At 51.9% G+C, this 24998-nt stretch carries 23 protein-coding genes; 14 read left to right on the top strand and 9 right to left on the bottom strand.

The features are described 5' to 3' along the window. Positions 1–98 precede the first annotated feature (98 nt). A complete protein-coding gene (locus BUF15_RS11170; protein ID WP_073613557.1) occupies positions 99–1097 on the bottom strand; it encodes a zinc-ribbon domain-containing protein in 999 nt (332 codons plus the stop codon). A 145-nt stretch (positions 1098–1242) separates the two neighbouring features. Here BUF15_RS11170 and BUF15_RS11165 point away from each other — a divergent pair, with 145 nt between their 5' ends. Beyond that, positions 1243–1731, top strand: a complete 489-nt coding sequence (locus tag BUF15_RS11165) for a dihydrofolate reductase (RefSeq protein ID WP_073613556.1) — start codon at positions 1243–1245, stop codon at positions 1729–1731. Positions 1732–1823: 92 nt separating this feature from the next. Here BUF15_RS11165 and BUF15_RS11160 read toward each other — a convergent pair whose 3' ends face one another. Further along, positions 1824–2429 carry a flavodoxin family protein gene (locus BUF15_RS11160; RefSeq protein ID WP_073613555.1) on the bottom strand — a complete coding sequence of 202 codons (606 nt, stop codon included), beginning with the start codon at positions 2427–2429 and terminating at the stop codon, positions 1824–1826. Between the two features lie 542 nt (positions 2430–2971). On the opposite strand from BUF15_RS11160, the gene BUF15_RS11155 reads away from it, so the two are divergent. Both BUF15_RS11155 and BUF15_RS11145 read left to right on the top strand, forming a co-directional pair. Beyond that, positions 2972–3316 carry a TusE/DsrC/DsvC family sulfur relay protein gene (locus BUF15_RS11155; RefSeq protein WP_073613554.1) on the top strand — a complete coding sequence of 115 codons (345 nt, stop codon included), beginning with the start codon at positions 2972–2974 and terminating at the stop codon, positions 3314–3316. A gap of 382 nt (positions 3317–3698) precedes the next feature. Next, positions 3699–3911: a dodecin family protein gene (locus tag BUF15_RS11145; protein WP_073613552.1), complete on the top strand. Its 213-nt coding sequence runs from the start codon at positions 3699–3701 to the stop codon at positions 3909–3911. Positions 3912–3977: 66 nt separating this feature from the next. On the opposite strand, the gene BUF15_RS11140 is transcribed toward BUF15_RS11145, so the two are convergent. Further along, a complete protein-coding gene (locus BUF15_RS11140; protein ID WP_073613551.1) occupies positions 3978–4301 on the bottom strand; it encodes an AzlD domain-containing protein in 324 nt (107 codons plus the stop codon). Further along, positions 4277–4966 (bottom strand): AzlC family ABC transporter permease, encoded by a 690-nt coding sequence (locus BUF15_RS11135; RefSeq protein ID WP_073613550.1) that lies wholly within the window; start codon positions 4964–4966, stop codon positions 4277–4279. Before BUF15_RS11135 ends, BUF15_RS11140 begins: the two co-directional genes overlap by 25 nt. Positions 4967–5224: 258 nt before the next feature. Between BUF15_RS11135 and BUF15_RS11130 the strand changes: the two genes are divergently transcribed. Further along, positions 5225–5656 (top strand): hypothetical protein, encoded by a 432-nt coding sequence (locus BUF15_RS11130; RefSeq protein WP_073613549.1) that lies wholly within the window; start codon positions 5225–5227, stop codon positions 5654–5656. 121 nt (positions 5657–5777) lie between these two features. Here BUF15_RS11130 and BUF15_RS11125 read toward each other — a convergent pair whose 3' ends face one another. Beyond that, a complete protein-coding gene (locus tag BUF15_RS11125) occupies positions 5778–6500 on the bottom strand; it encodes a FadR/GntR family transcriptional regulator (protein ID WP_073613548.1) in 723 nt (240 codons plus the stop codon). Positions 6501–7169: 669 nt separating this feature from the next. Here BUF15_RS11125 and BUF15_RS11120 point away from each other — a divergent pair. The 3 genes from BUF15_RS11120 to BUF15_RS11110 all read left to right on the top strand — a co-directional run bounded on the left by BUF15_RS11120 (position 7170) and on the right by BUF15_RS11110 (position 11588). Beyond that, on the top strand, positions 7170–8066 hold the full coding sequence (locus BUF15_RS11120) for a sulfite exporter TauE/SafE family protein (RefSeq protein ID WP_073613547.1): 897 nt from the start codon (positions 7170–7172) through the stop codon (positions 8064–8066). Positions 8067–8471: 405 nt separating this feature from the next. After that, on the top strand, positions 8472–11066 hold the full coding sequence (locus tag BUF15_RS11115; protein WP_073613546.1) for an ATP-binding protein: 2595 nt from the start codon (positions 8472–8474) through the stop codon (positions 11064–11066). 60 nt (positions 11067–11126) lie between these two features. Beyond that, positions 11127–11588: a GyrI-like domain-containing protein gene (locus BUF15_RS11110; RefSeq protein WP_073613545.1), complete on the top strand. Its 462-nt coding sequence runs from the start codon at positions 11127–11129 to the stop codon at positions 11586–11588. A gap of 7 nt (positions 11589–11595) precedes the next feature. On the opposite strand, the gene BUF15_RS11105 is transcribed toward BUF15_RS11110, so the two are convergent. Beyond that, entirely contained in the window at positions 11596–11964 is a 369-nt protein-coding gene (locus BUF15_RS11105; RefSeq protein WP_073613544.1) for a PilZ domain-containing protein, read from the bottom strand. 9 nt (positions 11965–11973) lie between these two features. Beyond that, entirely contained in the window at positions 11974–13344 is a 1371-nt protein-coding gene (locus BUF15_RS11100) for a dipeptidase (protein ID WP_073613543.1), read from the bottom strand. Positions 13345–13844: 500 nt separating this feature from the next. Between BUF15_RS11100 and asd the strand changes: the two genes are divergently transcribed. The 6 genes from asd to BUF15_RS11080 all read left to right on the top strand — a co-directional run bounded on the left by asd (position 13845) and on the right by BUF15_RS11080 (position 19063). Beyond that, positions 13845–14963, top strand: coding sequence for an aspartate-semialdehyde dehydrogenase (gene asd / locus BUF15_RS11095; protein WP_073613542.1), 1119 nt, complete (start codon positions 13845–13847; stop codon positions 14961–14963). Positions 14964–15084: 121 nt separating this feature from the next. Then, positions 15085–16365 carry a radical SAM/SPASM family putative metalloenzyme maturase gene (locus BUF15_RS11090; RefSeq protein WP_073613541.1) on the top strand — a complete coding sequence of 427 codons (1281 nt, stop codon included), beginning with the start codon at positions 15085–15087 and terminating at the stop codon, positions 16363–16365. Between the two features lie 460 nt (positions 16366–16825). Then, positions 16826–17002, top strand: a complete 177-nt coding sequence (locus tag BUF15_RS27120; protein WP_159441285.1) for a hypothetical protein — start codon at positions 16826–16828, stop codon at positions 17000–17002. Positions 17003–17733: 731 nt separating this feature from the next. Continuing rightward, positions 17734–17874 carry a hypothetical protein gene (locus tag BUF15_RS27115; RefSeq protein ID WP_159441284.1) on the top strand — a complete coding sequence of 47 codons (141 nt, stop codon included), beginning with the start codon at positions 17734–17736 and terminating at the stop codon, positions 17872–17874. A 321-nt stretch (positions 17875–18195) separates the two neighbouring features. Further along, complete coding sequence (locus tag BUF15_RS11085) at positions 18196–18660, top strand: response regulator (RefSeq protein WP_073613540.1); 465 nt, start codon at positions 18196–18198, stop codon at positions 18658–18660. A 22-nt stretch (positions 18661–18682) separates the two neighbouring features. Beyond that, the gene (locus BUF15_RS11080; protein WP_143170692.1) at positions 18683–19063 is read left to right on the top strand and encodes a DNA-binding transcriptional response regulator; all 381 of its coding nucleotides are present in this window, start codon (positions 18683–18685) and stop codon (positions 19061–19063) included. Positions 19064–19125: 62 nt separating this feature from the next. On the opposite strand, the gene BUF15_RS11075 is transcribed toward BUF15_RS11080, so the two are convergent. Both BUF15_RS11075 and BUF15_RS11070 read right to left on the bottom strand, forming a co-directional pair. Then, positions 19126–20556 carry a sigma-54-dependent transcriptional regulator gene (locus BUF15_RS11075; protein WP_073613538.1) on the bottom strand — a complete coding sequence of 477 codons (1431 nt, stop codon included), beginning with the start codon at positions 20554–20556 and terminating at the stop codon, positions 19126–19128. Then, positions 20531–22024, bottom strand: a complete 1494-nt coding sequence (locus BUF15_RS11070; protein WP_084553885.1) for an ATP-binding protein — start codon at positions 22022–22024, stop codon at positions 20531–20533. The genes BUF15_RS11075 and BUF15_RS11070 overlap by 26 nt, the downstream gene beginning before the upstream one ends. 272 nt (positions 22025–22296) lie before the next feature. Here BUF15_RS11070 and BUF15_RS11065 point away from each other — a divergent pair, with 272 nt between their 5' ends. Next, entirely contained in the window at positions 22297–24996 is a 2700-nt protein-coding gene (locus BUF15_RS11065; protein WP_073613537.1) for a bifunctional acetate--CoA ligase family protein/GNAT family N-acetyltransferase, read from the top strand. The last annotated feature ends 2 nt before the right edge of the window (positions 24997–24998 follow it).

Here is a 24998-nt window from a genome sequence, read left to right as displayed (position 1 = left end):
CTTTGCTGTTCCATCTTTCTCTATTGCAGCCGTCTCATAAAGTACACGGTCCGCCTTTCATGTACTCTGCATCTCTTCTTTCGTCAGCTGTTTTTCTCTCAGTTCTCCTTAAAGAGCATGGTGTAGACGACTCCACATAGCACGATCGACATGGGTGCTGTCCAGATCAGCCCGATACCGAACGGGATAGCCGAGATACAAAGAATCAGCATCACTATCAGGTAGAGTCCAAATATTTTCCACCACACCTTATGGATGGCCTTACGGGAGGCCTCCATGGCCTGCCAGGGCGTCATAGAACGGTCAAGCATCAGGGGAAAGGTCATCAGATACCCGACCATCAGGTAGATCCCTGGCAGGATAAGCAAGGCAAAACCGATCATCACCAGGATCATCTGCAGGAGACTGGCAACAATGATCTGACCGGAGATGGGAAATCCGGCGAACACATCTTTCCATATCACCTGCCTGCCGGTAGCCCTGAGAACTCCCATATACATTAAGCCGGCCGTGAAAATCATCGACAAGGCCGAGTTGACGATATTGAGAAGATTGGCAAGTATCCCGTTCTCATCAATATTCAGAGCCATGATCAGAAAGGTGATGACTCCAACGATAACCATTGAGACGCCGTACATAACGGCAAGTCCGCCCAGAAGCGGCCCCTTGACACCATTCGTCAGTTCCCATGCCCTGCTGATCAGCCCACCCACGGTAAACCGGACATCGGAACCATATGTTTGTTCTCGTGTCGCATGCGGCCTCGCTTTCGGAGGTGGCATGGGCGGAACTTCATCCTGCTTGACCTGTGTCGTATCCGGTTCCGGCGGTGCAGCCTCCTCGACAGCCTCCGGCTTTTCTGCTGCCGGGGTGGTGCTTTCGGCTTCAGCAGCAGTCTGTTCAGTCACCTCCTGAACAGTTTCCGGATCAGGGGGCATGGGTGGCGGCACACTGTCCTGTTCGCCGATGGGTGGCGTCACCTCCTGCTGCCCGCCCACCTGAAACAGGGTCTTGCATTTCGGACACCTGATTTTTCTGCCCGCATATGCATCATCTAAGGTACCCCTTACCCCGCAGTGGGGACACTCAATTTTCATGGCAAACCTCCGGAAAAGCCGACCGCCCGAAAGGCGGGGTATATTGACAAACCACCGTTACGACATGTATAGTTTTTATATTATTTAATAAAACGTATAGTAATTACAAGAATTTTCTCTTTTCTCTCAACCGCTTCGGGGAACTATGAACGTTATTCTGATTGCCGTTATGGCAACCAACCGCGTCATTGGCCGCGACAATACCATTCCCTGGCATATTCCTGAGGAGTTGCGATTTTTCAAGAAAACCACCATGGGTTTTCCGGTCGTCATGGGCAGGCTCACCTATGAATCACTCAAGGGACCACTTCCAGGCCGTCAAAATATTGTAATCAGTAGAAATCCCGATTACCAGAGTAATGGAACAGATAATGTCACCTCACTCGAACAGGCACTGAAGTTGACAGGTGATGCTGAAAAGGCCTTTATTCTCGGGGGAAGCCAGATCTTCGAGGAGGCACTGCCAAGTGCAGATGAAATTATTCTCTCAGTGCTCGATCGCGAAGTGGAGGGTGACGTCTATTTTCCGGATTTCTCGGACGATGATTTCCAGCAAACCCACCATGAACGGCACGAAGAAGGAAAAGAACCGTTCACCGTATACTATTACAAGCGCATTCCACCAGCGGCCTGACCTGCTTAACACGATGTGCTTGTTCTACAGGCGGTGTTCTTTATAGAAAACACCGCCTGCACTTTAGGGATTGAACAGCGTTGGCTCGGCTATTAAAGGGCTACTTCCGGAAAGGTAGCTTTATGCGGTTCAATGGCTGCACCCAGCCAGGCGATGGTCTCGCCGAGATTTTTCATATTGCGCAAACCTTCGGCATCCCCTTCCACCTCACCCTTATCGCGGCCTATCCCAAGATTCCAGTAGGAGGAGCCAGGGATGATCATCTGATTGATCTGGAACATGTGATTGATGGTATCAAAAACGTGCACAGCACCGGCCCGGCGCATCGCCACCACTGCTGAACCGATCTTCCCTCTGAAAGCCCGGTTATTGGACAACGCCACATAACCTGAGCGATCAAGGAGCGCTTTGAGCTCGGCCGAGACATCGGCAAAATAGGTGGGTGATCCTAAAATAATGGCATCAGCCTTGACCATCTTCGCCATGGTCTCGTTGAAGATGTCATTGTCCACCACACACTGCATGTTCTGTTTTTCTCGGCACTTACCGCAAGCCAAACACCCCCGGATATTTTTACCACCAACCTGAACCAGTTCGGTCTGCCAGCCTGCCAGCTCCAGTGGCTGCAGGACATTTTTTAATAATATTTCAGTGTTGCCGCCCTTTCGTGGGCTGCCATTTATTGCCACTGCATACATAATCTGACCTCATTTCTTTTCGAATTTTATCGTATCTGTTTCCTGCCAGTAGTCATGTCACATGCTGGACTATAGTGCGCCTGTTCCAGAGCCGCAACTACTTCCATTTGTTATGGTCAGAGCAGGCAGGACATACCGAAACCCCGCTTCAGTTTTCAACCTCTCCCCTGCCTTTGCGCCTTGCCCCGAAATTCGTCACACGAACTCAACAATAGGTGTTTTGCCGGCCAATCCTAACACTTACGAGAACGATTATTACTTTGTAGCATACCACTTAGTAGTGATGTTTTTTCCTGTAATAAAAATATGTTAGATAATAATGTGCATATGTAATTTTTGCTTGCAAATACTCCTGCAGCGTGATATTCCGGTATTGTGCATAAGAAAATAACGATGGTTACAGACCATTCTGACCTCGACAATATGCACGATGAACTATCAGGTATCGGCGCCCCCCGTGAGGGAGGGATTTATCAGCAGCATCGTATGTTTTTTCTGCAGTAAAGCTTTACGAAGCGGTACTCAGCAAACAGGAGGCCAACATGAAAGACCTGAGCAAGAACGTAGAAGTAAATGGCAAGCAGTATGTACTCACCAATGACAACCACCTCCTGGATATGGATGCCTGGGATACCGACATTCTCAAGTGGCTGGCGGAAAAAGCGGATATCACGTTAAAAGAAGAGCATCTCACCGCCCTTGAATATATCCGGGCAACCTATAAAAACAGGGAACGGCACCCGGTGGTTCGGCTGGTGGCAAACCATCTGGCAAATGAACTCGGCCCGGAGAAAGGTACACCGAAATATTTTTACACCCTTTTCCCGAAAGGCGTCTCCCAGGCAAGTGTACTGGCGGGCATCCCGGTGAAAGAGCTCTGTTTCTAATTGATACATGATCCAACTGCATTTATGACCTGACAGTCTGAACGCCTAAGACGAGAGTCGGTGATCTGCAGGCCCTACCTCCAAAGCTACTCCGGAAGAGTCATTCTCCAGGGGTAGCTTTTTTTATGCCTTCACCCGGTTATCAGATATTATTTCGGTTTTCCGAAAACAGCTCAACCTGACAAACAATCGCTCTTTCATCTTCTTTTTTTCCTTTGTCGCCGCTACAATAGAAGTAGGACAGTTGTATGTCACCGTGTCCGGCACAACCGCACCAACAGAAATCTGACAGAGGGAGCCGGTTCGTTCAGCCATTCACAGTTCAGGCAGCAGACCGGTTCAGCAGGCACCACAACTCTCTACCTGCAAAGGAGGAATTGGTATGTCCGAAAGCATCTACAAGATTATTGAACTGGTCGGTTCAAGCCCCGTCTCATGGGAGCAGGCAGCTCAGAATGCCGTGCAATCGGCAGGGCTCAGCATCAGGGACCTGAGAATCGCAGAGGTCATCAAACTGGATATGAAACTTGAAGGAGATCAGGGACTCTGCTACCGGACCCGTTTACAACTCTCGTTCAAGCTTCTTGCTGACTGACCTTCCACAAGCGACCGGGAAACCCATCACGAGAAAGGGTTTCCCGGCTGCCTTCGCCGCACAACGCTAGAGAAAATACCTGGCCAGAGCCACAACTCCCATACCGGTAGCGACAGTCCCGAAGAAACTCTTAAACCGCCAAGCAACAAGAAAGGTCGGCAATGCCGCAATGAGAAAGAGGTTGTCAAAACCCAGATCGAGTTTGCCATCGTTACAAACCAGCCCCGGCGCAAGCAATGCCGACAACACCGTTACTGGCACAAAGGCCAGCCAACGGGAAATCCACGGCGCAAGATTACGGCCGGAGAGCAGCAGCATCGGCAATAACCGTGGCAAATAGGTAACCAGCCCCATGCCGACGATTGTCAGGAAGACGAGCGATTCATCCATTGTTCCACTCCGAGACCAACGGTGGAAGCTATCACCGTGGCAGCTATAACATGGGATTGACTGAAGCCGAGAAGGCTCAGGGAAACAGAAATCACGCAGGCCAGCACGGCCATCATCAGGTAGACCGGTTTAACTATCTGCGGAACCAGAAGCGCAATAAACATGGCGGGCAGGGCATAATCGAGACCAACCGGGCGAACATCGGCAATCTGACCACCGGCGAGATATCCTGCCAGACTACCGACAATCCATGAAAATTGAGCTGTCACGTTGACACCGAACGTTTCGGCCATCGGCGGATGCTCCTTGGCCATACGCATTGTATGGAGTGCGAAGGTTTCGTCCGTCAGTTCATAGCCGAAAAAGGCTATCTGCCACTTTTTCCACCCCCGCAGCTTCGGGGCAAGGGCCGCCGACATCAATAGATGCCGAAGATTGACCACAAAGGTAGTTGCGATAAGCGCCAGCGGACCGGCACCGGCTCCAAACAACCCCGCCCCAATCAGCTGGGCACTGCCGGCAAAGACAATCACCGACATGGCAACCGCATTCATAAGGCCAAGCCCGCTCTTCTGGGCCAGCACTCCATAGGCGAAACCGACCGGTATATAGCCGAGCACGATTGGCAGCGCCTGCCTTACTCCTCGCAAAAAATCTCTCTTCATGACGCTCCTGTTGCTATTTCTTTACTGAATTTTGCTATATTTTTCTTTGTAGTTACCAAAACATATCAAAAATAAATCGAACAGATACAGTTTTTATAAAATTTTGCCATAACAGAAGAATTCGTTACAACAGAGACACGGACAAAATGCAGGGAATCTTCGTTGCGGTTATGGTACCATTTGTCGATGCCCGCCAGAAAGTGCGGACTCGAGGCCCCACCTGTTACTCAACTTTGTCGTATCCCAACTCAGGAAATCATGAAAGAACTCTCATCACCACTGACCTTTTTCTACAAATTTATCTTCCTCGCTCTTTGGATTGTCGGTTTTGGTGCAGGCACCCACAAGGTACTGCTGGCCGGACCTGATGATCCCCGCTGGAGCCAGTACATGATCGTCTGGGCCGCACTTTCCATTTTCATCTTCTTTTCCTGCGGCAATGTGAAGAAAGTAACGCTGCAGGGTCGCAAACTGCAGATCTCAAATTTTCTCAGGACTGAGGAAATCGATGTGGATGATATCGAATCGGTGGATGGCTCAACGTTTCTGAGCCCGCGCCTTGTCTGGTTCACGTTGAAAACGCCGTGCAGTTTCGGGAGAAAAATCACCTTTATTCCTGCACTCAGAAAGGTGCGAGGAATCGGCAAGCATCCGCTGGTACAGGAACTTGCCGAGGAACTGAAGCTCTAAATCCTACAGGGGGACAGGTAGATCTTGGACAGATTATTTTCCTGCGACAAAACAGGAAAATAATCTGCAAGGTACGAAAACAGGCACCCAGCAGCCGCTGGACCTGGAGAATAGACAATCGTTAACGGATTTTTGCAAAAAATTCCGTGAGTCGCTGATTGGTGCCAAACAGGTGATCGCGCATCATTTTCCGTGCTCCTTCCGCATCCTGAGCCTTGATCACCTCATAGATATCCTGATGCTGCCTGAGCACGATGTTAATCCGCTCCTCATTGCAGATAAATCCATGCAATACTGGTTCTAAAAACTCACGGGCAAAATCGAAGATGGACTTCAGGGTGTGGAGCCGCAGGAAATTATGGGAGGCCTTGGCAATAGCGAGATGAAAACCGATCTCATTGTCCCAGGAAAAAACCGTTTCTCCTGAAGGCAGAGTAAATTTCTGGATTGCTGCTAAAATTGCTTCGAGATCCTCGTCAGTCCTTCTCTCAGCCGCCTCCCTGGCCGACGACTGCTCGATCGACCGCCGCACTTCGTAAAGTTCGACAATCCGCTTCTGATCCGTCTGCATGATTTTTTTCAGAGGATTGAGCGGCATGGCAGAATCCATGCTTTTGACGTAGTTGCCCTTACGTTTCTTGATTTCGATAAAGCCAAGAGTCTCCAGGGTATTCAGCGCCTCCCGGAGCGACGATCTCCCCACACCAAACAGTTCCGTCAACCGCCGCTCACTTGGCAATTTTTCTCCAGGTGCCAACTGACCTTCCGTGATGAGATCTATCAACTGCGTGACGATTTTATCTGAAACTTTTTCAACCCGAACTTCCTTAAACACTGTATCCATATACGTCCTAAATTATTCGATATGGTCTGACCAAAACAGCCAGCCGGAAATCATCCGGCCAATTACATTCAACTTTCAACGCGCACAGTAGCAGATAGCACAAAAACGTGAAAGTCAAAAATGGACTTGACAAGAGCACCGCAATTAAATAGATATATGGTCAGACCAGCACCCAGTAAGACCAAATGCAATCGAAATTTCGCTGGCCGTCCGAGTTCAGCCCGGACACTTCACCGCCTGTTCTGGTTTCAGCCCCAGAATGCCGATTCCCGGGGAGAGTCTGCCCTCCCCCGGGAATCTCTCCATGCAGTATGAGGCTTCGTTCAACTGATGACCGCGGTTGTCCGATACTACGCCTCCTCTCCTGTTCCCTGATCAAAGCAGTATCAGAAAGCCTGAACTCCTCCGCTGGCTGCTTTGATCAAGGGAAAGAGACTTGTTTTTATTCCTCCGCCCCTCCGTCACGCTCCATAACCGAAGATTCGATTGTCTATCGACAGCTGTCCCGGCTCCTCTTACAACACCACAAACCGTCCATTATCTTGCATAAAAACGCAGGTCGTTCTTCAGTAATGCAAAATTGCATTGACATCTAACCACTCTTTTTTCTACCCTGAATGGCAATCCATTCTGTTTTATTACCTGTTGCCTTTTCAAAAGGAAAACAACATGTTTTTTGCAACTGCAGGGATCGAAATTGCTCCTTGGGTTCCCCTACTCGTCGCTTTTGTCATCTCGTTTTTCACCTCCATGGGCGGAGTATCCGGAGCATTTCTGCTACTGCCGTTTCAAATGTCTTTTCTCGGCTACGTTTCCCCATCGGTCAGCGCAACCAACCAGCTATTCAACATCGTAGCCATTCCAAGTGGTGTTTACCGTTACTGGCGGGAAGGAAGAATGACATGGCCCCTTACCTGGATAGTGGTAGCAGGGACGCTCCCCGGGGTGCTGGTTGGCGCAATCATACGGATCAGGTACCTGCCTGACCCCAAAAGCTTCAAAATCTTTGCCGCAGTTGTCCTACTCTATATCGGCACAAAAATGGTTCGCGACCTTCTCGGAAACCGACTCGCCACCAAGACCAACTCCACCGGCAAAACGGCTGCAGCTCCACATGTTCAAGTAACCAGATTCACACTGCAAACCCTTTCCTTCACCTTTAACGGTGAACAGTTCGATGCTCCTGTCGCAAGTATCTTTGTCCTCAGCCTGGTTGTCGGTATTGTTGGGGGTATTTATGGGATCGGCGGGGGGGCAATCATCGCACCTTTTCTGATAACCCTTTGGCGACTACCGGTACATGCGGTTGCCGGAGCAGCACTGATGGGAACGTTTGTCACCTCCGTTGCAGGAGTTGTTTTTTATCAGGCTATAGCACCTCTCTACTCCAACCTCTCCATCGCACCGGATTATCCTTTGGGGATTCTTTTCGGAATTGGAGGCATGACTGGCATGTATCTTGGCGCGCGATGCCAAAAACACGTGCCAGCTCAAGCAATAAAGTGGATGTTGGCGGCCATAATTGTCTCCATTGCGCTAAAATACATTTTCGAAGCCGTCCAATAAATCTCACTGTTGGCCACGCTTCAGACCTATTGGCATTCCCAGCGCAACAGTACAAGGCCAAAGTCATCCGGAAACATAAGCCCCTGATGATACACCCCCACCCCGGCAAACAGCGCTACCGGGTCAAGATCGTTGATCATGATCATTCCTACTTTTAGCGTGTAGCGTCAGCCACTATCCCAGATCATCAAAAGAACCTGCAAACGGCAATCCTTTCAGTATATTCCCGGTCATGGGATTTACTGCCACGGCCTTATTTAAACACGAGATGCACGCGCTCAAATGTTATCTATGAAGCCAGCCAACGTCACCTTGTTACAGTACCCATCCGCAATTTTTCGAAAAAACACCAATACATTCCAGCCGGTAATTTGACCTTGGGAACAATTAACGATATACCTGAGTATGACTGCGCCTCAATTTGCCGACTATGAAGCCAGACCAAAACTCCTACTCCATGGACCATTCAACAAACATATAATCCATTTACTACCTCAAATGCCGGAAAACACCTTCAACATCCCCACTATTGCCTCTTTAGACCGTTCGCTGCGGCTCCTTGTCACCGCACTTGTTCTCTTCGTCCTTGTGTCTCCAGCATTTTGTTTCGCAAAAACAGTGCTCAAAGTTGGCGTCTATGAAAATAAGCCGCTTATTTTCACCGCCGAAGACGGCCGGGTTTCAGGTCTGTTCCCTGATATTCTCGAAAAGATCGCAAATGAGCAGGGTTGGGAAATTTCGTATCAGCCAGCACCCTGGAACCAGTTGCTCGACCAGTTGCGTCAGGAGAAGATCGATCTACTGCCAGCTATCGCCTTTTCCAGCGAACGTGCCGAGTGGCTCTCCTTTTCCGATGAGACGATATTGGTGAATTGGGCTGAGGTCTACTCGTCCACCAAAAAGCAGATATCCTCATTGCTGGACCTGCAGGGCCAGCGAGTGGCTGTCAAGGAAAATGACATTCACTTCCAGGCATTACGGATGATGGCTAAAAAATTCGATATCAACTGCCGGTTTATCGAAGCTGATGAGTACCAGACTATTTTTGAGATGCTCGACGCAGGTTATCTCGATATCGGCGTAGTTAACAGGTTCTATGGCGAGGCAAACAAGAAGAATTTCCAGGTCAAGGTAACGCCCATCATTTTCAACCCCATCGAGCTGCGCTTTGCTGCACCAAAGGGCACATATCAGGATATTCTCTCTCAGATCGACAACCGGCTTCGGACCTACAAACAGGACTCCGGCTCAATCTACCACCTGGCCATGCAGCGCTGGCTGGCGTCGGAACAGGCTGGTAGTTTTCCAGCCTATTTACCTTATCTGCTCGGGGGACTGATTGCCGCTTTTCTGGTCCTTGTCGCCCTGAACCTTCTCTTAAAACATCAGGTTGCACGACAGACAAGCACCCTCACGACCACCAACCGTCACTTAAAAGAAGAGATTCACAAGCGGCAGAAAACCATGCAGGAATTGAAGAAATACGCTCGCGTGGTGGAGGCCTCAAACGATGCAGTAGCCCTCTTTGACCGGGACAACAACCACCTGCTGGTCAACAGCGCCTATCTCAACACCTTCAGGGTTGAACGAAATGAACTACAGGAAAAAACCTTGCCGGAAGTCATTGGTCTGGCCTTTTATGAACAACACCTTATGCGGACAATCAACCGCTGTCTGTCTGGTGAACAGGTCGCGATCACGACCTCCTATGCCAGGCCGGGACAACCGCTCAAGCATCTGAACATCCATTTGGGCCCCTACATGGTCTCGGACAACTATATACTCGGCTATGCCATGGACATCAGGGATATAACCCAGCAAGTCGAACTGGAAAACCAGCTGAAGCAGGCCCAGAAAATGGAAGCAATCGGCATGCTGGCCGGCGGTGTGGCCCATGACCTCAACAATATTCTTTCCGGCCTGGTCAGCTATCCCGACATGTTGCTGGTGAACCGATCCCAGGATGACCCCATGTACCGGCCACTGCAGATCATCCGAAGCTCAGGCGAACGGGCGGCGGCCATTGTCTCCGATCTGCTGACCCTGGCCCGTCGCGGAGTAGAAAATTTTCAGCCGGTCAGCCTCAATACTATCATACGGGAGTTTGCCACCAGTCCCGAATATAAGAATCTGCTTAAGTCTGCCCATGGCATTGACGTGAAACTAACGCTTGACGAAGAACTGCTGAGCATCCTGGCCACGCCGGTAAGCCTTGCCAAATGCGTGATGAACCTTTTTACCAATGGTTTGGAGGCTATGCCGGGAGGTGGGTTGTTGACCATTGCCACTGCCAACCGCTACCTTGAACAGCATGAATTACCTCATCCGAACATGGTTGCCGGTGAATATGTCATTCTCTCCGTGGCCGATACCGGCTTGGGGATGGACCAAGACAAAATCAGCCACATTTTTGAACCGTTCTACACCAGTAAGGTGATGGGCAGAAGCGGCACTGGTCTTGGCATGACGTTGGTCTGGAACGCAATCAAAGATCATAAAGGTCATATCGCTGTCGACAGTACCCCCGGCGTCGGCACCACCTTCACCCTCTATTTTCCTGCGACCCGCGAAAGAGCTGCCGCGACCATTCAACAGGATCTCAGTCGCTTTCAGGGTCACGGTGAATCGATCCTGGTTATAGATGACATACAAGAACAGCGGCGTTTTGCCTCTGAAATGTTGACCATGCTCGGCTATCTGGTGGATACGGCGGCAAGCGGCGAAGAAGCGATAGGGATGATCCAGAGAAAGCCCTACGACATCATAGTTCTCGATATGATCATGCCGGGTGGCATGGATGGTTTGACGACATACCAGAAGATCCTTACTCTTTCTCCTGACCAGAAGGCCGTTATCGCCAGCGGTTTTTCTGAAGCGGAAAATGTCACCAAGGTCCAGGCAATAGGCGCCGGACCACTGGTACAAAAACCCTATACGGTTCTTTCTTTAGCGAGCGCCATCAAGAAAGAGCTGAGCAAAAGTGTGTCAATCAAAAGCTGAAAAAGAGTAACACTTTCGAGACTACTCGCTCTTTTCGTGCAATGACCGCTCGAGGTTACCATGCAATATCACCAACTGCCCGCCCAACTCTATTATTGTGCCAAAAAAGAGCTTGCTATCACTGACATCCCTTTCTTCGCCGAAGAAGTTATGGACGATCTTCAGCATGATCTGCGCGTAGCCGCCGTCGATATTACCGGCCCACCGGAATTTCACTATTTCGACATTGACCTGACGGGAGCCAGACCATTTTACATTCTCATCGCCTTCCCGGTAACAAAACGGTGCGATACTGGCCGCTTCTCTTTTTTGGAAACTGAACCTTTTTCCTGTCTGACCACAGAATATCGCGGCCCAATGGCCGGGATCGGTGAAGCATGGACCGATCTGGTAAACAGTACCCTGGCTGCAGGATATCTTCTGCAGAACCAGGGCCGTGAGGTATACAGGGAGTGGCTGGGGTTCGAATCGGATCGGAACCTCACCGAACTGCAGCTGGGAGTTGCCGCAAGATGGTTTTAAGCCCTGTTTAAACCAAGCCGGGATGCTCGTCAATCTCCTGCTCAATCCGGTCAGGATCTGGTGCATTGTAACGGATGATATTCTGCAGATGGGCGAGGGCTGCGGGGCCAATGGAGTTGAACCTGATGCCGACTACCCCGTCCACGCTGCGTACCACTTCCCCATCCACCTCTACATTCATGGTCCGGTCCGCCGGATTGAGCACGATGAGCAGGCTGCAGACAGTCCCTACAGGAAACGCTTCGCCGATATCGAGCTGGCAGCCGCCGACACTTAAATTGGCAATCTCTTCGACCTTGAAGAGATTACCTCGCACCGCAAGCTCTGCGTTCATCTTGAACACAATGCGGCTGAATCGTCGTTTTTCATCTGTCATGATGTTCTCCTACCGTGCTATTTTCCCGAGAAACTCGGCAACCGTTCTCATACCCAGGTGAAACTGCTCAAGGCTGAATTTTTCATTGGGGGCATGGGCCCCGTCATCGGGCAGCCCAAAGCCCATCAGCACCACCGGCGCCCCCAGCACAGCATCAAAAAGCGCGGCAATGGGGATCGAACCGCCCTCACGCATAAATACCGGCTCACGTCCATAGATAGCTGAGAGCGCCGCAGTGGCAGCCTGGATATAGCTGTTGTCCGGATTGACCGCAACCCCTCTGCCGCCATGCAGATTCACCAGCCGAACCGCATAGCCTGCTGGGATATGTTGTTTCACCGCTTTCTTTAGCCAGCCAAACACCTCATCAGGTACGAGATTTGCGGGCAGCCTGAGGCTCACTTTGGCAACCGCCTCAGCCGGAATCACGGTCTTGGCCCCCTGACCGGTAAAACCGCCGCGAATGCCATGCACTTCCAGGGTCGGTCGCACCCCCAACCGCTCGAGCGGCGGAAAATCGTTCTCGCCCACCAACTGTTCCACCCCCATTTCCCGGCAGAGGGCGTCTTCTATACGTAAGGGATCTTCGCGCCAGAATTCCTTTTCCGCCGCCGAGACTTCGGGCAACGCTTCGTGTAATTCGGGTATATGGATAACACCATCTTCGCCTTTCAACCTGCTGAGCAGAACACACAGGGCGTGCAAGGGGTTCGGCGCAACCCCGCCGTAGCTGCCGGAGTGCAGATCGGTTTTAGCACCGGAAACAATGATTTCCGTATACAAAATACCGCGCAGACCATTAATGATTGATGGCTGACTGATGTCGACCATATGGGTATCACAAATGAGAACGGCATCCGCCTCGAGCAGTTCCGCATTTTTGGAAACGAACCTGTCGACGCCGGCTCCACCCGCTTCCTCTTCACCTTCCAGGAGAATCTTGATATTCACGGGCAGTCTGCCATCCACCCTGATCCAGGATTCAAGGGCGGCCAGCACCAGGAGGATCTGGGCCTTGTCATCGCTGGCCCCCCGGCAGTAGATATTACCATCGCGAATGACCGGTTCAAAAGGTGGGCTCTGCCATTCATCAACAGGATCAACCGGCTGCACATCGTAATGTCCGTAAAACAACAGCGTCGGCTGATGCGGATCAACCAACCACTCGCCATAGACCAGTGGGTGACCATTGGTCGGGATGGTTCGCACCTCTGGGAAACCCATATACACGAGCCGGTTACGAACCCACTCAGCCGCCATGTAGACATCTTCCTGATGCTCGCTCAAGGTGCTGATACTCGGTATCGCCAGCCACTCCTGCAAGGCCTCGACAAACCGTCCATTGTGCTCTTCGAGATATTGGTCACGCGTTGCCGCCATAGATTCCCCCTCTTTTCGATACAGGTGTTTTCCTGCCAAAATATCCTCTGTTCTTCTTCCCCACAACGTATCCTATCGCAGAGCAAAGGCACCATCAACAGCTTTCCCCTCAAAGGCAAGAGAATGCCCGAAAAAAAAAGGCAACAACCACTCGATAATCGCCAACGATATGCTACATTCTGGCGATACCCACCTTTTTTTAAAATCTATGGAGAATTTTTCGAGCAATTGTCATTCTTTTGTGTAAAATTTACCGATACAGACTTACTGCGTTCTGTCGCACCATTTCAAGCGCGTCTTTCCTGATCCATCTGTCCAAACTTCCACACCTTTGCCTCCTGCCGGTTCATTCGGCCGCTTAATTGTTCAGTGCACATTCAGAGGTGGATCGTGACCCATTTGGAATTCCAGGAGAGATTTTCAGCTACGCGGCAGAAACCAGCGACCGGCCCTGCCGGCCGTACCATTTGACCAACAACACCCAAACAACGGAGTCGAAAATGCGCAAGGTAGGATTTATTGGATGGCGAGGAATGGTAGGTTCCGTTCTCATGGACAGGATGCGGGCCGAGAATGATTTTCAGGGCTACGAACCGGTATTCTTTACCACCTCACAGGTCGGTCAGGACGGACCAGATGTCGGTTGCGGCGTGAAGCCGCTCGAAGACGCCATGAATATCGACAAACTTGCGGAAATGGATATCATCCTGTCCTGCCAGGGCGGCAGCTACACCAAAACCGTTTATGAAGAGCTCCGCGCCCGTTGGGACGGCTATTGGATCGACGCAGCCTCTGCGCTCAGAATGAGCGATGACGCCATCATCGTCCTCGACCCGGTCAACCGCTCGGTCATCGATCGCGGCCTTGCTTCGGGCATCAAAAATTATATAGGAGGCAACTGCACGGTATCCCTGATGATGATGGGTATTGGCGGCCTCTTCGAGCATGACCTGGTGGAATGGATCAGCTCCATGACCTACCAGGCTGCCAGCGGTGCCGGCGCCAAGAACATGCGTGAACTGATCAGCCAGATGGGCGAGATCGAGGGCGAAGTAAGTGACCTGCTGGCCGATCCAGCCTCGGCCATTCTCGACATCGACCAGAAAATCACCGCCAAGCTCAACGACGGAACCCTCACCACTGATGTCTGGGGCGTACCGCTCGCTGCCAGCCTCATCCCATGGATCGACAGTCCCATGGAAAACGGCCAGACCAGGGAAGAGTGGAAAGGCATCGCCGAAACCAACAAGATCCTCGGCCGTACCGGCAACGACATCATCCCCATTGACGGCCAGTGCGTCCGCGTCGGCGCCATGCGCTGCCATTCTCAGGGGCTGACCATCAAACTAAAAAAAGATGTACCGCTGGCCGAGATTGAGCACATCATCGCCAGCCACAATGAATGGGTCAAGGTCGTGCCGAATGACCGCGCAATAACCTCCCGCGAACTGACCCCGGTAAAGACCTCCGGCACCCTCACCGTGCCGGTCGGCCGTCTGCGCAAGATGAACATCGGCCCCGAGTACCTGACCTGCTTTACCGTCGGCGATCAGCTGCTCTGGGGTGCCGCTGAGCCGGTCAGAAGGGTACTGAACATTATTCGGGATCACATCGGTTAAAATGACAGTATTCCAGTGAGGTACGAGCCGTGCTGCCACCAATGGCACGGCTCGATTCATATGTGCCCCTCGCCTGCCTTTGCCTTGGCGCCCCATTACCAGACACGCTATACTGTTCATCATGCATCCTCGAAAACTTTACGTCGAAACCACAACCCGCTGTAATATGCAGTGTGGAATGTGTGTCAAACAGGCTCCCGGCAGCGACATCTCCGACAAACATCTTGATTTTCAACTTTTCCAGCGCCTTATGCCCTCGTTTCCAAAACTCGAAGCCCTGGTGTTAAACGGCATCGGCGAGCCTCTCCTGCACCCGCAACTGCTTGACATGGTCAGCGTGGCGGCAAAGTGCATGGACCGGAACTGTTGGATTGGCTTTCAGACCAACGGCCTGCTGCTGAGTAAAGACATTACCGAAAAGCTGCTGGCCGCGGGCCTCTCCCGGCTCTGCATTTCAGTGGACAATGAGATGGCTGAACACCCATGCGGCAACCATCTCCTCCATCAGTTCCACCAGCAACATTCACGGATTGCAATGGCCCGGCAGATATGCAACAGCCAAGGGTACGAGGATGTTCGTCTAGGTGCGGAAATTGTGCTGACCAGGCAGACCTTACCGCAGTTGCCGGAACTTATCCGTCGCCTTGCAAATGAAGGGGTTGATTTTATTATAGGATCTCATCTGCTTGCCTATCACCGGGAGGCAGAAAAAGAAACGATTTTCATCTCGTCAACTGACGAGGCCCGTAATATTTATCAAAAATGGCAGGCCATTGCCGCTGCAGAAGGGCTCAACATCGCAGGTCTCACCGCTAAAACCTGGATCGCGCCTCGTTATGAAGAAGAACATCGACTACAGCAACTCTACCGGCAAATGCTGGCCGAGGCGGGTGAAAAAAATATCTGGCTGAATGTGCAAAAGCTTGCGCTGCTGGACAACCGGGAATTTTTGGTTTGGCAGGACTACATTACCGAAGCCGAAAAAACCGCAGATAGGTTTGGAGTTGAAATCTCCCTCCCCCCTCTTTCAGCCTCTACGAAAAGAAACTGCAGGTTTATTGAGGATAACGCCACCTTTATCGATGTGGAAGGCTCCGTCATGCCCTGTCATCCCCTCTGGCACACCCAGACGTTCTATATGGATGGGGAGGCCAAAAAGCTTGAGCGTCGAAGCTTCGGTTCAATCAGGGATCAGGACCTTATCACGCTCTGGAACAATCGGGAATACAGGGAATTCCGAGAAGCAGCCATGAGTTATGACTATCCTTTCTGTCATAGCTGTTCACTTGGCCCCTGCCCGGATATAACCGGTGAAACCACTCCGTTTACCAATGACTGCTTCGGCACTGCCGTGCCCTGCGGCCACTGCTTCTGGTGCTTTGACGGGGTGCGCTGCCTCTGACAGAGACGGAGGCACATATCGCATACTACAGATGTCCAATTTCGCCTATTCAACACGCAATGATCATGACATACGATCAGATTTTACCCAAAATGTGCAAACTCACCTGTGCGTCGAATTTACCTATCACATTTCCACCCCTAAAATGCGCCTTGCGCACACTTTATAGTTGTTAGGCATTTGTCGCAATTAACGCATCAACACGTGTCTTCCAATACATATATTTCACTTTTTCATGTAATTATAACACAGAAAACAAACACGGACTTACGACATTTTAGCCAGATGAAACCGCGCTTACCAGGTCATTCTTACAAAAAACACTCTTGTTTTCAGTTACACCTTCGGCTACTATTAAACATGCTCAATGGAGCCATTCACATAGCAAGTGCGTAGGGTAGATCAGAATCTACTTACGTTGAAATTTGCGATGGCGAAATGCTTCTCAGGGAGGTGCACCATGTCGAATATTTCCGATTACATCGTCTTTGTCTGGCTACTGCCGGTTCTTGCCCAGATCGTTCTGCCACTTGGGATTCTGGCCGCCTGGTTGATCATGAAACCTTTTGCCCTCATCTTCCGTAAAGAAGCGACCACTGTTTCCAATATATCCCTGGCAAAAGAGACAGCACGGTAGACCGACTGACAGTGGCATAACAAGCAGAAGACAAAACTGAATTGTGGTGGCCGTTTCACGCGACTGACACGTATTACGGAGACGCCACCACACCTTCGCCAACCAAACAGCACCGCCCATCCAGCCGTCCACACGCCGAACGAATCTCCTTTACAAAACTCACTACCTTTACACGTAGCAGGTTTCCAGTCGTCACCCCTCACTCTCTGCTCTCACAGGCCTCTTGCAAAATGGCCTGTGAGTAGACTGCAACAATATATTTTTTCTATCACTTCACATCCGACAACTCCACCACGTCCCCACAGCACGAATGGGGCTTTTGGGTAACCCACGGTATTATCGCCTTTGTCGCCTTTACTCCAGATCGAAGCTGCGACCGAAAAATATGCCACATATGCATATTGTGCCTAGATGTCGTGCTTTTCGATTTTGAAACCAGTGCTTGATCACCAAACTCGCCTGGCAATCCAGGGAAAATTTCAAAAAATCACAATTGCTCAAACATTTACCGTTGATGGCTTTAAATTCTGTAATGACACGTGTTTTAATTCCATTCCGTAAGAAATGGCGGCGCAATTCATGCTATTCCCGCACTCACAACCATCAATCCGCATTGACAAAATCACGGAAATATGTATAAATAGGACAAAGAAATAGCCCAGCGAAACAGCATGGCCGGTTTTATTGTTGCACATTTAGCACATTTCGCACGTTCTTGATAGGGTGGCACGATGAAGAGCATTGGTATTGATGGACGAAAAAAATATTTGAGCACTGTAATGGCCATAGCCGAAGGGTTATGGAATGGCTTTGTGGTCTCAGGTGTCCTGACGGTCAGCGCATTTCTGATTAACAAATTCTGGATTTTCTAAAAATCCGGCCTGTACCAGCGACCAACAGTTTCAGCACCTGAAGGACTCGCTGCGCGTTATCCCGCAGCCCCGCATCGACCACTATATAATTGTTAAAAAAAAATAAGGGCACCGGAAATCCCGGTGCCCTCATTTTTTTTTCACCACCATTTCTCCGCAGATTCTCACACACCGGAACCTGTCATCCGGAACCCAACACCCCCGACGAAGCCATACAGCCCCCGGTACAGTTTATGCAATGTATGGAGGGAAACACTTCACAGTTGATCATGAATCCATAATACAATTTTCAGAACCTTATCTGAAAAAGGAGAATTTCCAATGACACCTGTTGCGATATTGCTGGTCGAGGATGATGAAATACTGCTCACCGTGTTGAAAACCAGTCTGGAGAAATTTTTCTGTACTGTCAGCACAGCCATCGATGCCGATAAAGCCATCCAACAGATTGATACAACAAAGTTTGATCTGGTTCTTACCGATTTGCAGCTCGGCAGGACAAGCGGCCTTGAGGTCGCCCAGAAAGCTAAATCGCTTTTGCCGCAGGCGCTCATTATCATGATGAGTGGATACAACGATCCTGAACGGATTCAGGCCGCATATCACTGTGGGGCAGACGAATACCTGGTGAAACCTTTTACCATTATCTCCCTGTTAAAACGAATACGACGACATGGACTTCGGCTCCGACCGCAAACCACGGCCAATCTGGCGATCAGAGCAAAGGGTCGAGCCAGCCTCTGTCAGGAAAATTTACATCCTGGCAATGATTTCCTTTACACCTGAGTGTATAACCCGACAAAAAGCCATGCATCCTGCCCACCCTCTTCACATTCTGGTCACCGATAAAAACCACCATGTGCGCGATCTGCTGGTGAGGGAACTGGACCGGGAAGGACATGTAACCTACAACGTCAGCAGTTGCACCAGCGCCTACAGTCATATCTTGAGCGGCGTACGGTTAGACGTGGTTATTCTCGACCCTGAAATATTTGGGCCCGAACATCTCGATCTCTTACGCAAAATTGTTCATGGCATACCGGCAAAGACCATCATACTCCATGCCTTCAGCGATCTGATCCGTATCCCGAAAAGTATGGACAACCTTCTGTTTATCGCCAAAGACGCCGAAAGCATACAGGCGATTAAACACACCATCGCTACACTCCAGCCTGAACAAGGCAGTTAGGCAGGTTTGAGACAACCGGGCCGGCGAGCGCAATTCGACCGAACCCTCATACGGTAGCACTATCACAAAATATTTTCCGGCAAAGGCTTGAGATTATACTTATCAATTTTCGCATGCAAGGTCGGCCTGGATACCCCCAAGAGCCGCGCGGCCTGGGAACGATTACCTCCGGTCAGCGCCAGTGCCTCTTCAATAAGCATGGCACCAATCTGATCGAGGCAGGTATCAAACAGCCTCTCCTGCCGCGCAGACCGCAGCTCCCTGCGAATCCACCTGCGCACCTCCGTCGTGCTTTCCGCCCCATCATCTACCGATCCATCAGACGGGGTAATGGTTGGTATTGAGATATCCTCGGGCAGCAATGGGGCGCCGCGATTGAAGATCAGGGCTTTTTTCAAAATATTGGAAAGCTCACGGATATTGCCCGGCCAGCCATAAAGCCCCAAACGATTGACGGTTGAAGGATCAATGCCCGGATTGGCCATATGCAGCTCTGACGAGAGCCGGGCCAGCAGGTACTCGACCAATGATTCCAGATCTTCCAGGCGTTCACGGAGCGGCGGCATGGTCACGGTCACTACCCGCAGCCGATAATAGAGGTCCTCTCGGAAGGTGCCCGCCGCAACAGCCGCCTCCAGATCCCGGTTGGTGGCGGCGATGATCCGCACATCGACATCAATTGGCTCCCGCCCCCCAAGCCGTTCGATGCTATTTTCTTGCAACAGCCGCAGGAACTTGGCTTGAATCGTCAGCGGCATATCGCCAATCTCATCAAGAAAAACCGTGCCGCCTCTGGCCTGCTCGACCTTACCCACCCGCCGGTGGGCCGCACCGGTAAAGCTGCCTTTCTCGTAGCCGAACAGTTCGCTCTCGAGTAGCGTCTCGGGAATCGCCACGCAATTCACCACGACAAACGGCTTTTCCGAACGCTTTGAGTGGTTGTAAATGGCCCGGGCGGCGAGCTCTTTGCCAGTACCCGACTCGCCGCGGATCAGCACCGTCGCCTCGGTGGGTGACACCCTACCGATGGCTTTGTACACCTCCAGCATTTTCGCTGAGCTTCCAACCAGTGCCTCCCTGTCGGCAAAACTGACCCCGCCGGGATTCACTTCCACCGGCTGGCTCATGCAGCGCCCCGCCACAATGGCCTTTTCGATCAGTTGCAGCATCTCCGGCACATCAAAGGGCTTATAGATATAATCGTAGGCTCCTTCGCGGATGGCGCCAATAGCTGTTTCGGTGGAGCCATGAGCAGTGATGATGATGACCGGCAGTTTCGGAAAAAGGTTGTGCAGCACCTCAAATACCTTCAGCCCATTCATATCAGGCAGGCAGATATCGAGAATCACCAGATCCGGGCACTGTGCCTGTACCGCCTCAATCCCCTCCTGGCCGGTGAAAGCAGTCTCGGCCCGGTAGCCGTCCTGCCTGAGTATCTTGGCAAAACTGAGACCTAACTGCTGATCGTCATCTATTATCAGAATCGTGTTCATACGCCCTCCCTGCCACCGGCAGGTATATCATACATTCAGTGCCTTTGCCGGGTTCCGAAGAAACGATGAATCTGCCGTCATGCTCCTGCACAATCCGAACGACGATCGAAAGCCCGATCCCGGATCCCTCATCCTTGGTGGTGAAGAACGGGGTGGTGATTTTATCAAGGATCGCCTCCGGGACTCCCGGTCCGGTGTCCGTTACCGACAGCACCGCCACTTCACCCAGCTGGGAATCGACAGTGCGGGATTCGGCCACCGTTATCGTACCGCCATGCCCCATGGCTTCGCAACTGTTGACAATAAGGTTGACCAGCGCCTCTTTGATCCGGTCCGGATCGATGCGGACAACCGGCAAATCAGGCCGTGGCTCATAGCAGAGTTCCACCTCATATTTTTTGATCCGATACTCGAGCAGCACCAACACCGAATGAATGATATCGTGCAGATGACAACTTTCAAGACGCAGCTTCGGAGGCCTGGCAAACTCCAGGAAATTCTGGACAATCTTGTCAATCCTTGCGATTTCATCGGCGATAACCTTCAGATCTTCATTCTGGGCGTCATTGAGATCAAGGGTCCGCCCCAATGAAAACATCCGCATTTTGATGGAGGTAAAGGGGTTCCGGATTGTATGGGCCACCCCCGCCGCCAGTTCACCCACCGTTGCCATCCGTTCGGCCTGCATCAGGGTGCGTTGACTACGGGCCAGCTGAGTGCTTGTTTCATCAAAATCGCGCCGCATATCCTGCAGGGAGTGGGCAAGCGAGTCTACTTCGTTTTTGATGTTTTCCTGGGGCAACCCACCGGTCTCCATGGCGAGCCCCCTGATGGGCACTAAAATCTGCCGGTAGAGGATCATCAGGAACAGTGCGGACAAGGCAACAAAGGCGATAAGACCGGTAAATGCGGTTGCCCGCATCTTTTTCGACCGTTTGATCCCGGCCTCTTCCCGCTGCAGGATATCCCGCCACTGTTTTCGACTAAACTCCTCACAGAGCGTCAGCAGATGAAAAAATGCGTCCCGCTGCTTCTGGTGGGAGGCAGAGATGGTGTCCGGGTGAATGCCCAGTTTATAGTTGTCGATGACCTGATCTTTTGCTGCGATATAGTCATGATATTTTTCGGCAATATCCTCTATGGCCTCTCGATTTCCCTTGGCGAGGTTCAGGGACGTTGCCCGCTCCAGGGATTCACTAAACATCTGCCGGTAGGTGGCAAGGGCCGCCAGCCATTTCTCATCGCCATCGAGAAAATAGTACGTAAGAAAACCTTTCTGGTTGGCCAGAGCCAGCTCCATATCCTGTACCGCCTTGTACAAAAATATCTCCCGGTCAATCATCATACCGATGGAGCGGTCTGTCTGGAAGGTGTACCAGAACAAGCTACCGCCACCGGCCAGGACAATGACCGCAATAGCGGAAAAAATACAGGTGATTTTCGACCTGAGGCTAAACGCTGACATCATGGTGACTCTCCATCAGGATAGGACAAACCCAATAGCAGAAGGGAAAACCTCATAATACATTTGTATCCCACACCTATTCGAACAAAATCGTGTTGCTGTCAACAGCGAACCGTAACGAGAGCCTGACAATTGACATAATTCGTTCTGTTCACGACCAGCATAGAGACCAGAAGGCGTCCTTTTCACAAACAATGCGGAATACCTTTTGCATTAAAAAAGATGGGTTCTGACAACTCATCTCCAAAAACGTACTCCAGGCAAGGAGGCAACCGATGACCATTCGTAATCTCGATGCGATCTTTTCACCGGCTTCGGTGGCACTGATTGGTGCCAGTCGCACCCCTAAGAGCATCGGCGCGGTATTGACCGACAATCTCCTTAAGACCGGCTTCCCCGGACAGATCTATCTCGTTAACCCCCGTTACGAGTCGATTCGGGAACACCGCAGCTATCCGGATATCAAAAGCCTTCCGGTCACACCCGACCTCGCCATTATCGCCACGCCGCCAAGGCAGATTCCGGAAATAATTGCGGAACTGGCAGCGAATGGCACACGGGGAGCGGTGGTCATTACTGCCGGCTACGGTGAAAAGGAAAAAGAAAATGGTAAACGCTGGAAACAGGCCATCCTGGAAGCCTCCCGCCCCAACCTCTTACGGGTAATCGGTCCCAACTGCCTGGGAATCATGGTGCCGGGGCAGTGTCTGAATGCAAGTTTTGGTCATCTCAATCCGCTCACCGGCAACCTGGCCTTCGTTGCCCAGTCCGGGGCACTGCTCACCTCGGTGCTCGACTGGGCCACCAGCCGGGAGATCGGCTTTTCCCACTTCGTCTCGCTGGGCGATATGGTCGATGTGGACTTTGGCGATATGCTTGACTATCTGGCAGCCGACGGGCCCACTCAAGCCATCCTCCTCTATATCGAGTCGATCACCAACGCCCGTAAGTTCATGTCCGCCGCCCGGGCAGCGGCACGACTCAAACCTGTCATCGTAGTCAAGGGTGGACGCTTTACCGAAAGCGCCCAGGCAGCGGCCTCACACACCGGGGCGCTGGCGGGTATTGACGGGGTCTTCGATGCCGCATTCCGAAGAGCCGGCATCCTCCGTGTCATGGACATGGAAGCACTCTTCAACGCCGTCGAAACTCTTTCCATGGCCCGACCACTGAGCGGCGATCGGCTGGCCATTCTTACCAACGGCGGCGGGGTCGGAGTATTGGCCACCGATACCCTGATCGAAAAACAGGGACGTCTTGCTACCCTGGACCCTGAAACCATTGCCCGACTTGACGAAGTACTGCCGCCAACATGGTCTCGTACCAATCCCATCGACATCATTGGCGACGCCGATGGTGAACGCTACCATAAGGCCATGTCTGTTCTCCTTGAAGACAAGGGGGTGGATGCCATCTTGGTAATGAACTGCCCCACCGCCATCAGCTCCTCCACCGACTCGGCCCGGGCAGTGATTCAAGCAGTAGAACAGCGCAAAAGCATCTTCCGACGACCGATGTTGCTTGCCGGCTGGCTTGGTGACGGCGCGGCTCTCGAGGCGCGGCACCTCTTTCGTAAAAGCAGGATTCCCTGCTACCAGAGCCCAAGCGATGCGGTTCGTGGCTTTATGCAGATGGTACGCTACCAGCACAGCCAGGAAATGCTGATGGAAACCGTGCCCAATATTCCCGGCCGCTTCACCCCGGATACCGAAAAGGTGCGCCGGATTATCGCCCAGGCCCTGTCAAAACAGCGAGACTGGCTCAGTGATGACGAGGCGCGTCTGGTGCTTGCGGCCTACGATATACCCGTCGTGCAGGCGCTGTTCACTGCGACCCCCGAAGAAGCCGGAACAGCTGCAGCAGTATTCTCCGGCCCACTGGCGCTCAAGATCATCTCCCCCGATATTCACCACAAGTCGGACGTGGGCGGGGTTATCCTCGATCTGGAAAACGGAGAGGCTGTGCGAGAAGCAGCGGCACATATGCAACAACGGCTCACCAGGGAGTTTCCCGCAGCGCAGCTTACGGGGTTTAGTGTTCAGCAGATGATTCGGCGACCACATGGACGCGAACTCATCATCGGCGCCTTTACCGACGACCAGTTCGGACCGGTGCTGCTCTTTGGTCATGGCGGCACAGCAGTGGAAGTCATTCGCGATAAGGCCCTCGCCCTGCCGCCACTGAATATTCATCTTGCACGGGAAGTTATGGCCCGCACCCGGGTTTACCGACTGCTGCAGGAGTACCGTAACACCCCAGCCGCCGATATCGACGCGGTAGCTCTCTCTTTGGTCAAGCTCTCCCAGCTAGTCTGCGACATTGCGGAGATCACCGAACTCGATATCAATCCGCTGGTCGCCGATGAGCATGGCGTTATGGCCCTGGATGCCAGGATCAGGATCTGCCCAGCCAAGGGCGAGGCAACCGAACGGCTGGCAATCCGGCCCTACCCGAGGGAACTGGAAGAACATCTTACCCTCGCCGATGGCCGCCGGCTCCTGCTCCGCCCCATCCGCCCGGAAGACGAGACCGGTTTTCAGGAAATTTTCGCCGCGCTCTCACCTGAAGAGATCCGCATGCGCTTTCTCCATCCCATGAACAGCCTGCCCCACAAACTGGCGGCGAGATTGACCCAAATCGATTATGCACGGGAAATGGCTCTGGTATTGGAAGGACCTATCAATGAAAATGATGACAAAACAATCCTCTACGGCGGTGTGCGCATTATTGCCGATCCCGACAACGAGGAGGCAGAGTTTGCCATTCTCTTGCGAAAAGAGATGACCGGCAGCGGTCTTGGGCCAATGCTTATGCGGCGAATCATCGACTATGCCCGCAATCGCGGCATTGGCAAACTATTCGGGGAGGTACTAACGGACAATACCCCTATGCTGCGACTGGCGGCGGCCTTTGGCTTTACCTGCAGGCCGGTACGCGACGATGCAGGACTGCGACTGTTGGAACTGAAACTCTAGTC

It is taken from the genome of Desulfopila aestuarii DSM 18488 (assembly GCF_900143695.1).
GTDB classification, from domain to species: Bacteria; Desulfobacterota; Desulfobulbia; order Desulfobulbales; family Desulfocapsaceae; genus Desulfopila; species Desulfopila aestuarii.
This window is presented reverse-complemented; position numbering and strand designations above follow the sequence as displayed.

Coding starts and splice junctions, on each gene's coding strand:
- BUF15_RS11170 (WP_073613557.1), bottom strand. CDS start 1,097: ATGAAAATTGAGTGTCCCCACTGCGGGGTAAGGGGTACCTTAGATGAT.
- BUF15_RS11165 (WP_073613556.1), top strand. CDS start 1,243: ATGAACGTTATTCTGATTGCCGTTATGGCAACCAACCGCGTCATTGGC.
- BUF15_RS11160 (WP_073613555.1), bottom strand. CDS start 2,429: ATGTATGCAGTGGCAATAAATGGCAGCCCACGAAAGGGCGGCAACACT.
- BUF15_RS11155 (WP_073613554.1), top strand. CDS start 2,972: ATGAAAGACCTGAGCAAGAACGTAGAAGTAAATGGCAAGCAGTATGTA.
- BUF15_RS11145 (WP_073613552.1), top strand. CDS start 3,699: ATGTCCGAAAGCATCTACAAGATTATTGAACTGGTCGGTTCAAGCCCC.
- BUF15_RS11140 (WP_073613551.1), bottom strand. CDS start 4,301: ATGGATGAATCGCTCGTCTTCCTGACAATCGTCGGCATGGGGCTGGTT.
- BUF15_RS11135 (WP_073613550.1), bottom strand. CDS start 4,966: ATGAAGAGAGATTTTTTGCGAGGAGTAAGGCAGGCGCTGCCAATCGTG.
- BUF15_RS11130 (WP_073613549.1), top strand. CDS start 5,225: ATGAAAGAACTCTCATCACCACTGACCTTTTTCTACAAATTTATCTTC.
- BUF15_RS11125 (WP_073613548.1), bottom strand. CDS start 6,500: ATGGATACAGTGTTTAAGGAAGTTCGGGTTGAAAAAGTTTCAGATAAA.
- BUF15_RS11120 (WP_073613547.1), top strand. CDS start 7,170: ATGTTTTTTGCAACTGCAGGGATCGAAATTGCTCCTTGGGTTCCCCTA.
- BUF15_RS11115 (WP_073613546.1), top strand. CDS start 8,472: ATGACTGCGCCTCAATTTGCCGACTATGAAGCCAGACCAAAACTCCTA.
- BUF15_RS11110 (WP_073613545.1), top strand. CDS start 11,127: ATGCAATATCACCAACTGCCCGCCCAACTCTATTATTGTGCCAAAAAA.
- BUF15_RS11105 (WP_073613544.1), bottom strand. CDS start 11,964: ATGACAGATGAAAAACGACGATTCAGCCGCATTGTGTTCAAGATGAAC.
- BUF15_RS11100 (WP_073613543.1), bottom strand. CDS start 13,344: ATGGCGGCAACGCGTGACCAATATCTCGAAGAGCACAATGGACGGTTT.
- asd (WP_073613542.1), top strand. CDS start 13,845: ATGCGCAAGGTAGGATTTATTGGATGGCGAGGAATGGTAGGTTCCGTT.
- BUF15_RS11090 (WP_073613541.1), top strand. CDS start 15,085: ATGCATCCTCGAAAACTTTACGTCGAAACCACAACCCGCTGTAATATG.
- BUF15_RS27120 (WP_159441285.1), top strand. CDS start 16,826: ATGTCGAATATTTCCGATTACATCGTCTTTGTCTGGCTACTGCCGGTT.
- BUF15_RS27115 (WP_159441284.1), top strand. CDS start 17,734: ATGAAGAGCATTGGTATTGATGGACGAAAAAAATATTTGAGCACTGTA.
- BUF15_RS11085 (WP_073613540.1), top strand. CDS start 18,196: ATGACACCTGTTGCGATATTGCTGGTCGAGGATGATGAAATACTGCTC.
- BUF15_RS11080 (WP_143170692.1), top strand. CDS start 18,683: ATGCATCCTGCCCACCCTCTTCACATTCTGGTCACCGATAAAAACCAC.
- BUF15_RS11075 (WP_073613538.1), bottom strand. CDS start 20,556: ATGAACACGATTCTGATAATAGATGACGATCAGCAGTTAGGTCTCAGT.
- BUF15_RS11070 (WP_084553885.1), bottom strand. CDS start 22,024: ATGATGTCAGCGTTTAGCCTCAGGTCGAAAATCACCTGTATTTTTTCC.
- BUF15_RS11065 (WP_073613537.1), top strand. CDS start 22,297: ATGACCATTCGTAATCTCGATGCGATCTTTTCACCGGCTTCGGTGGCA.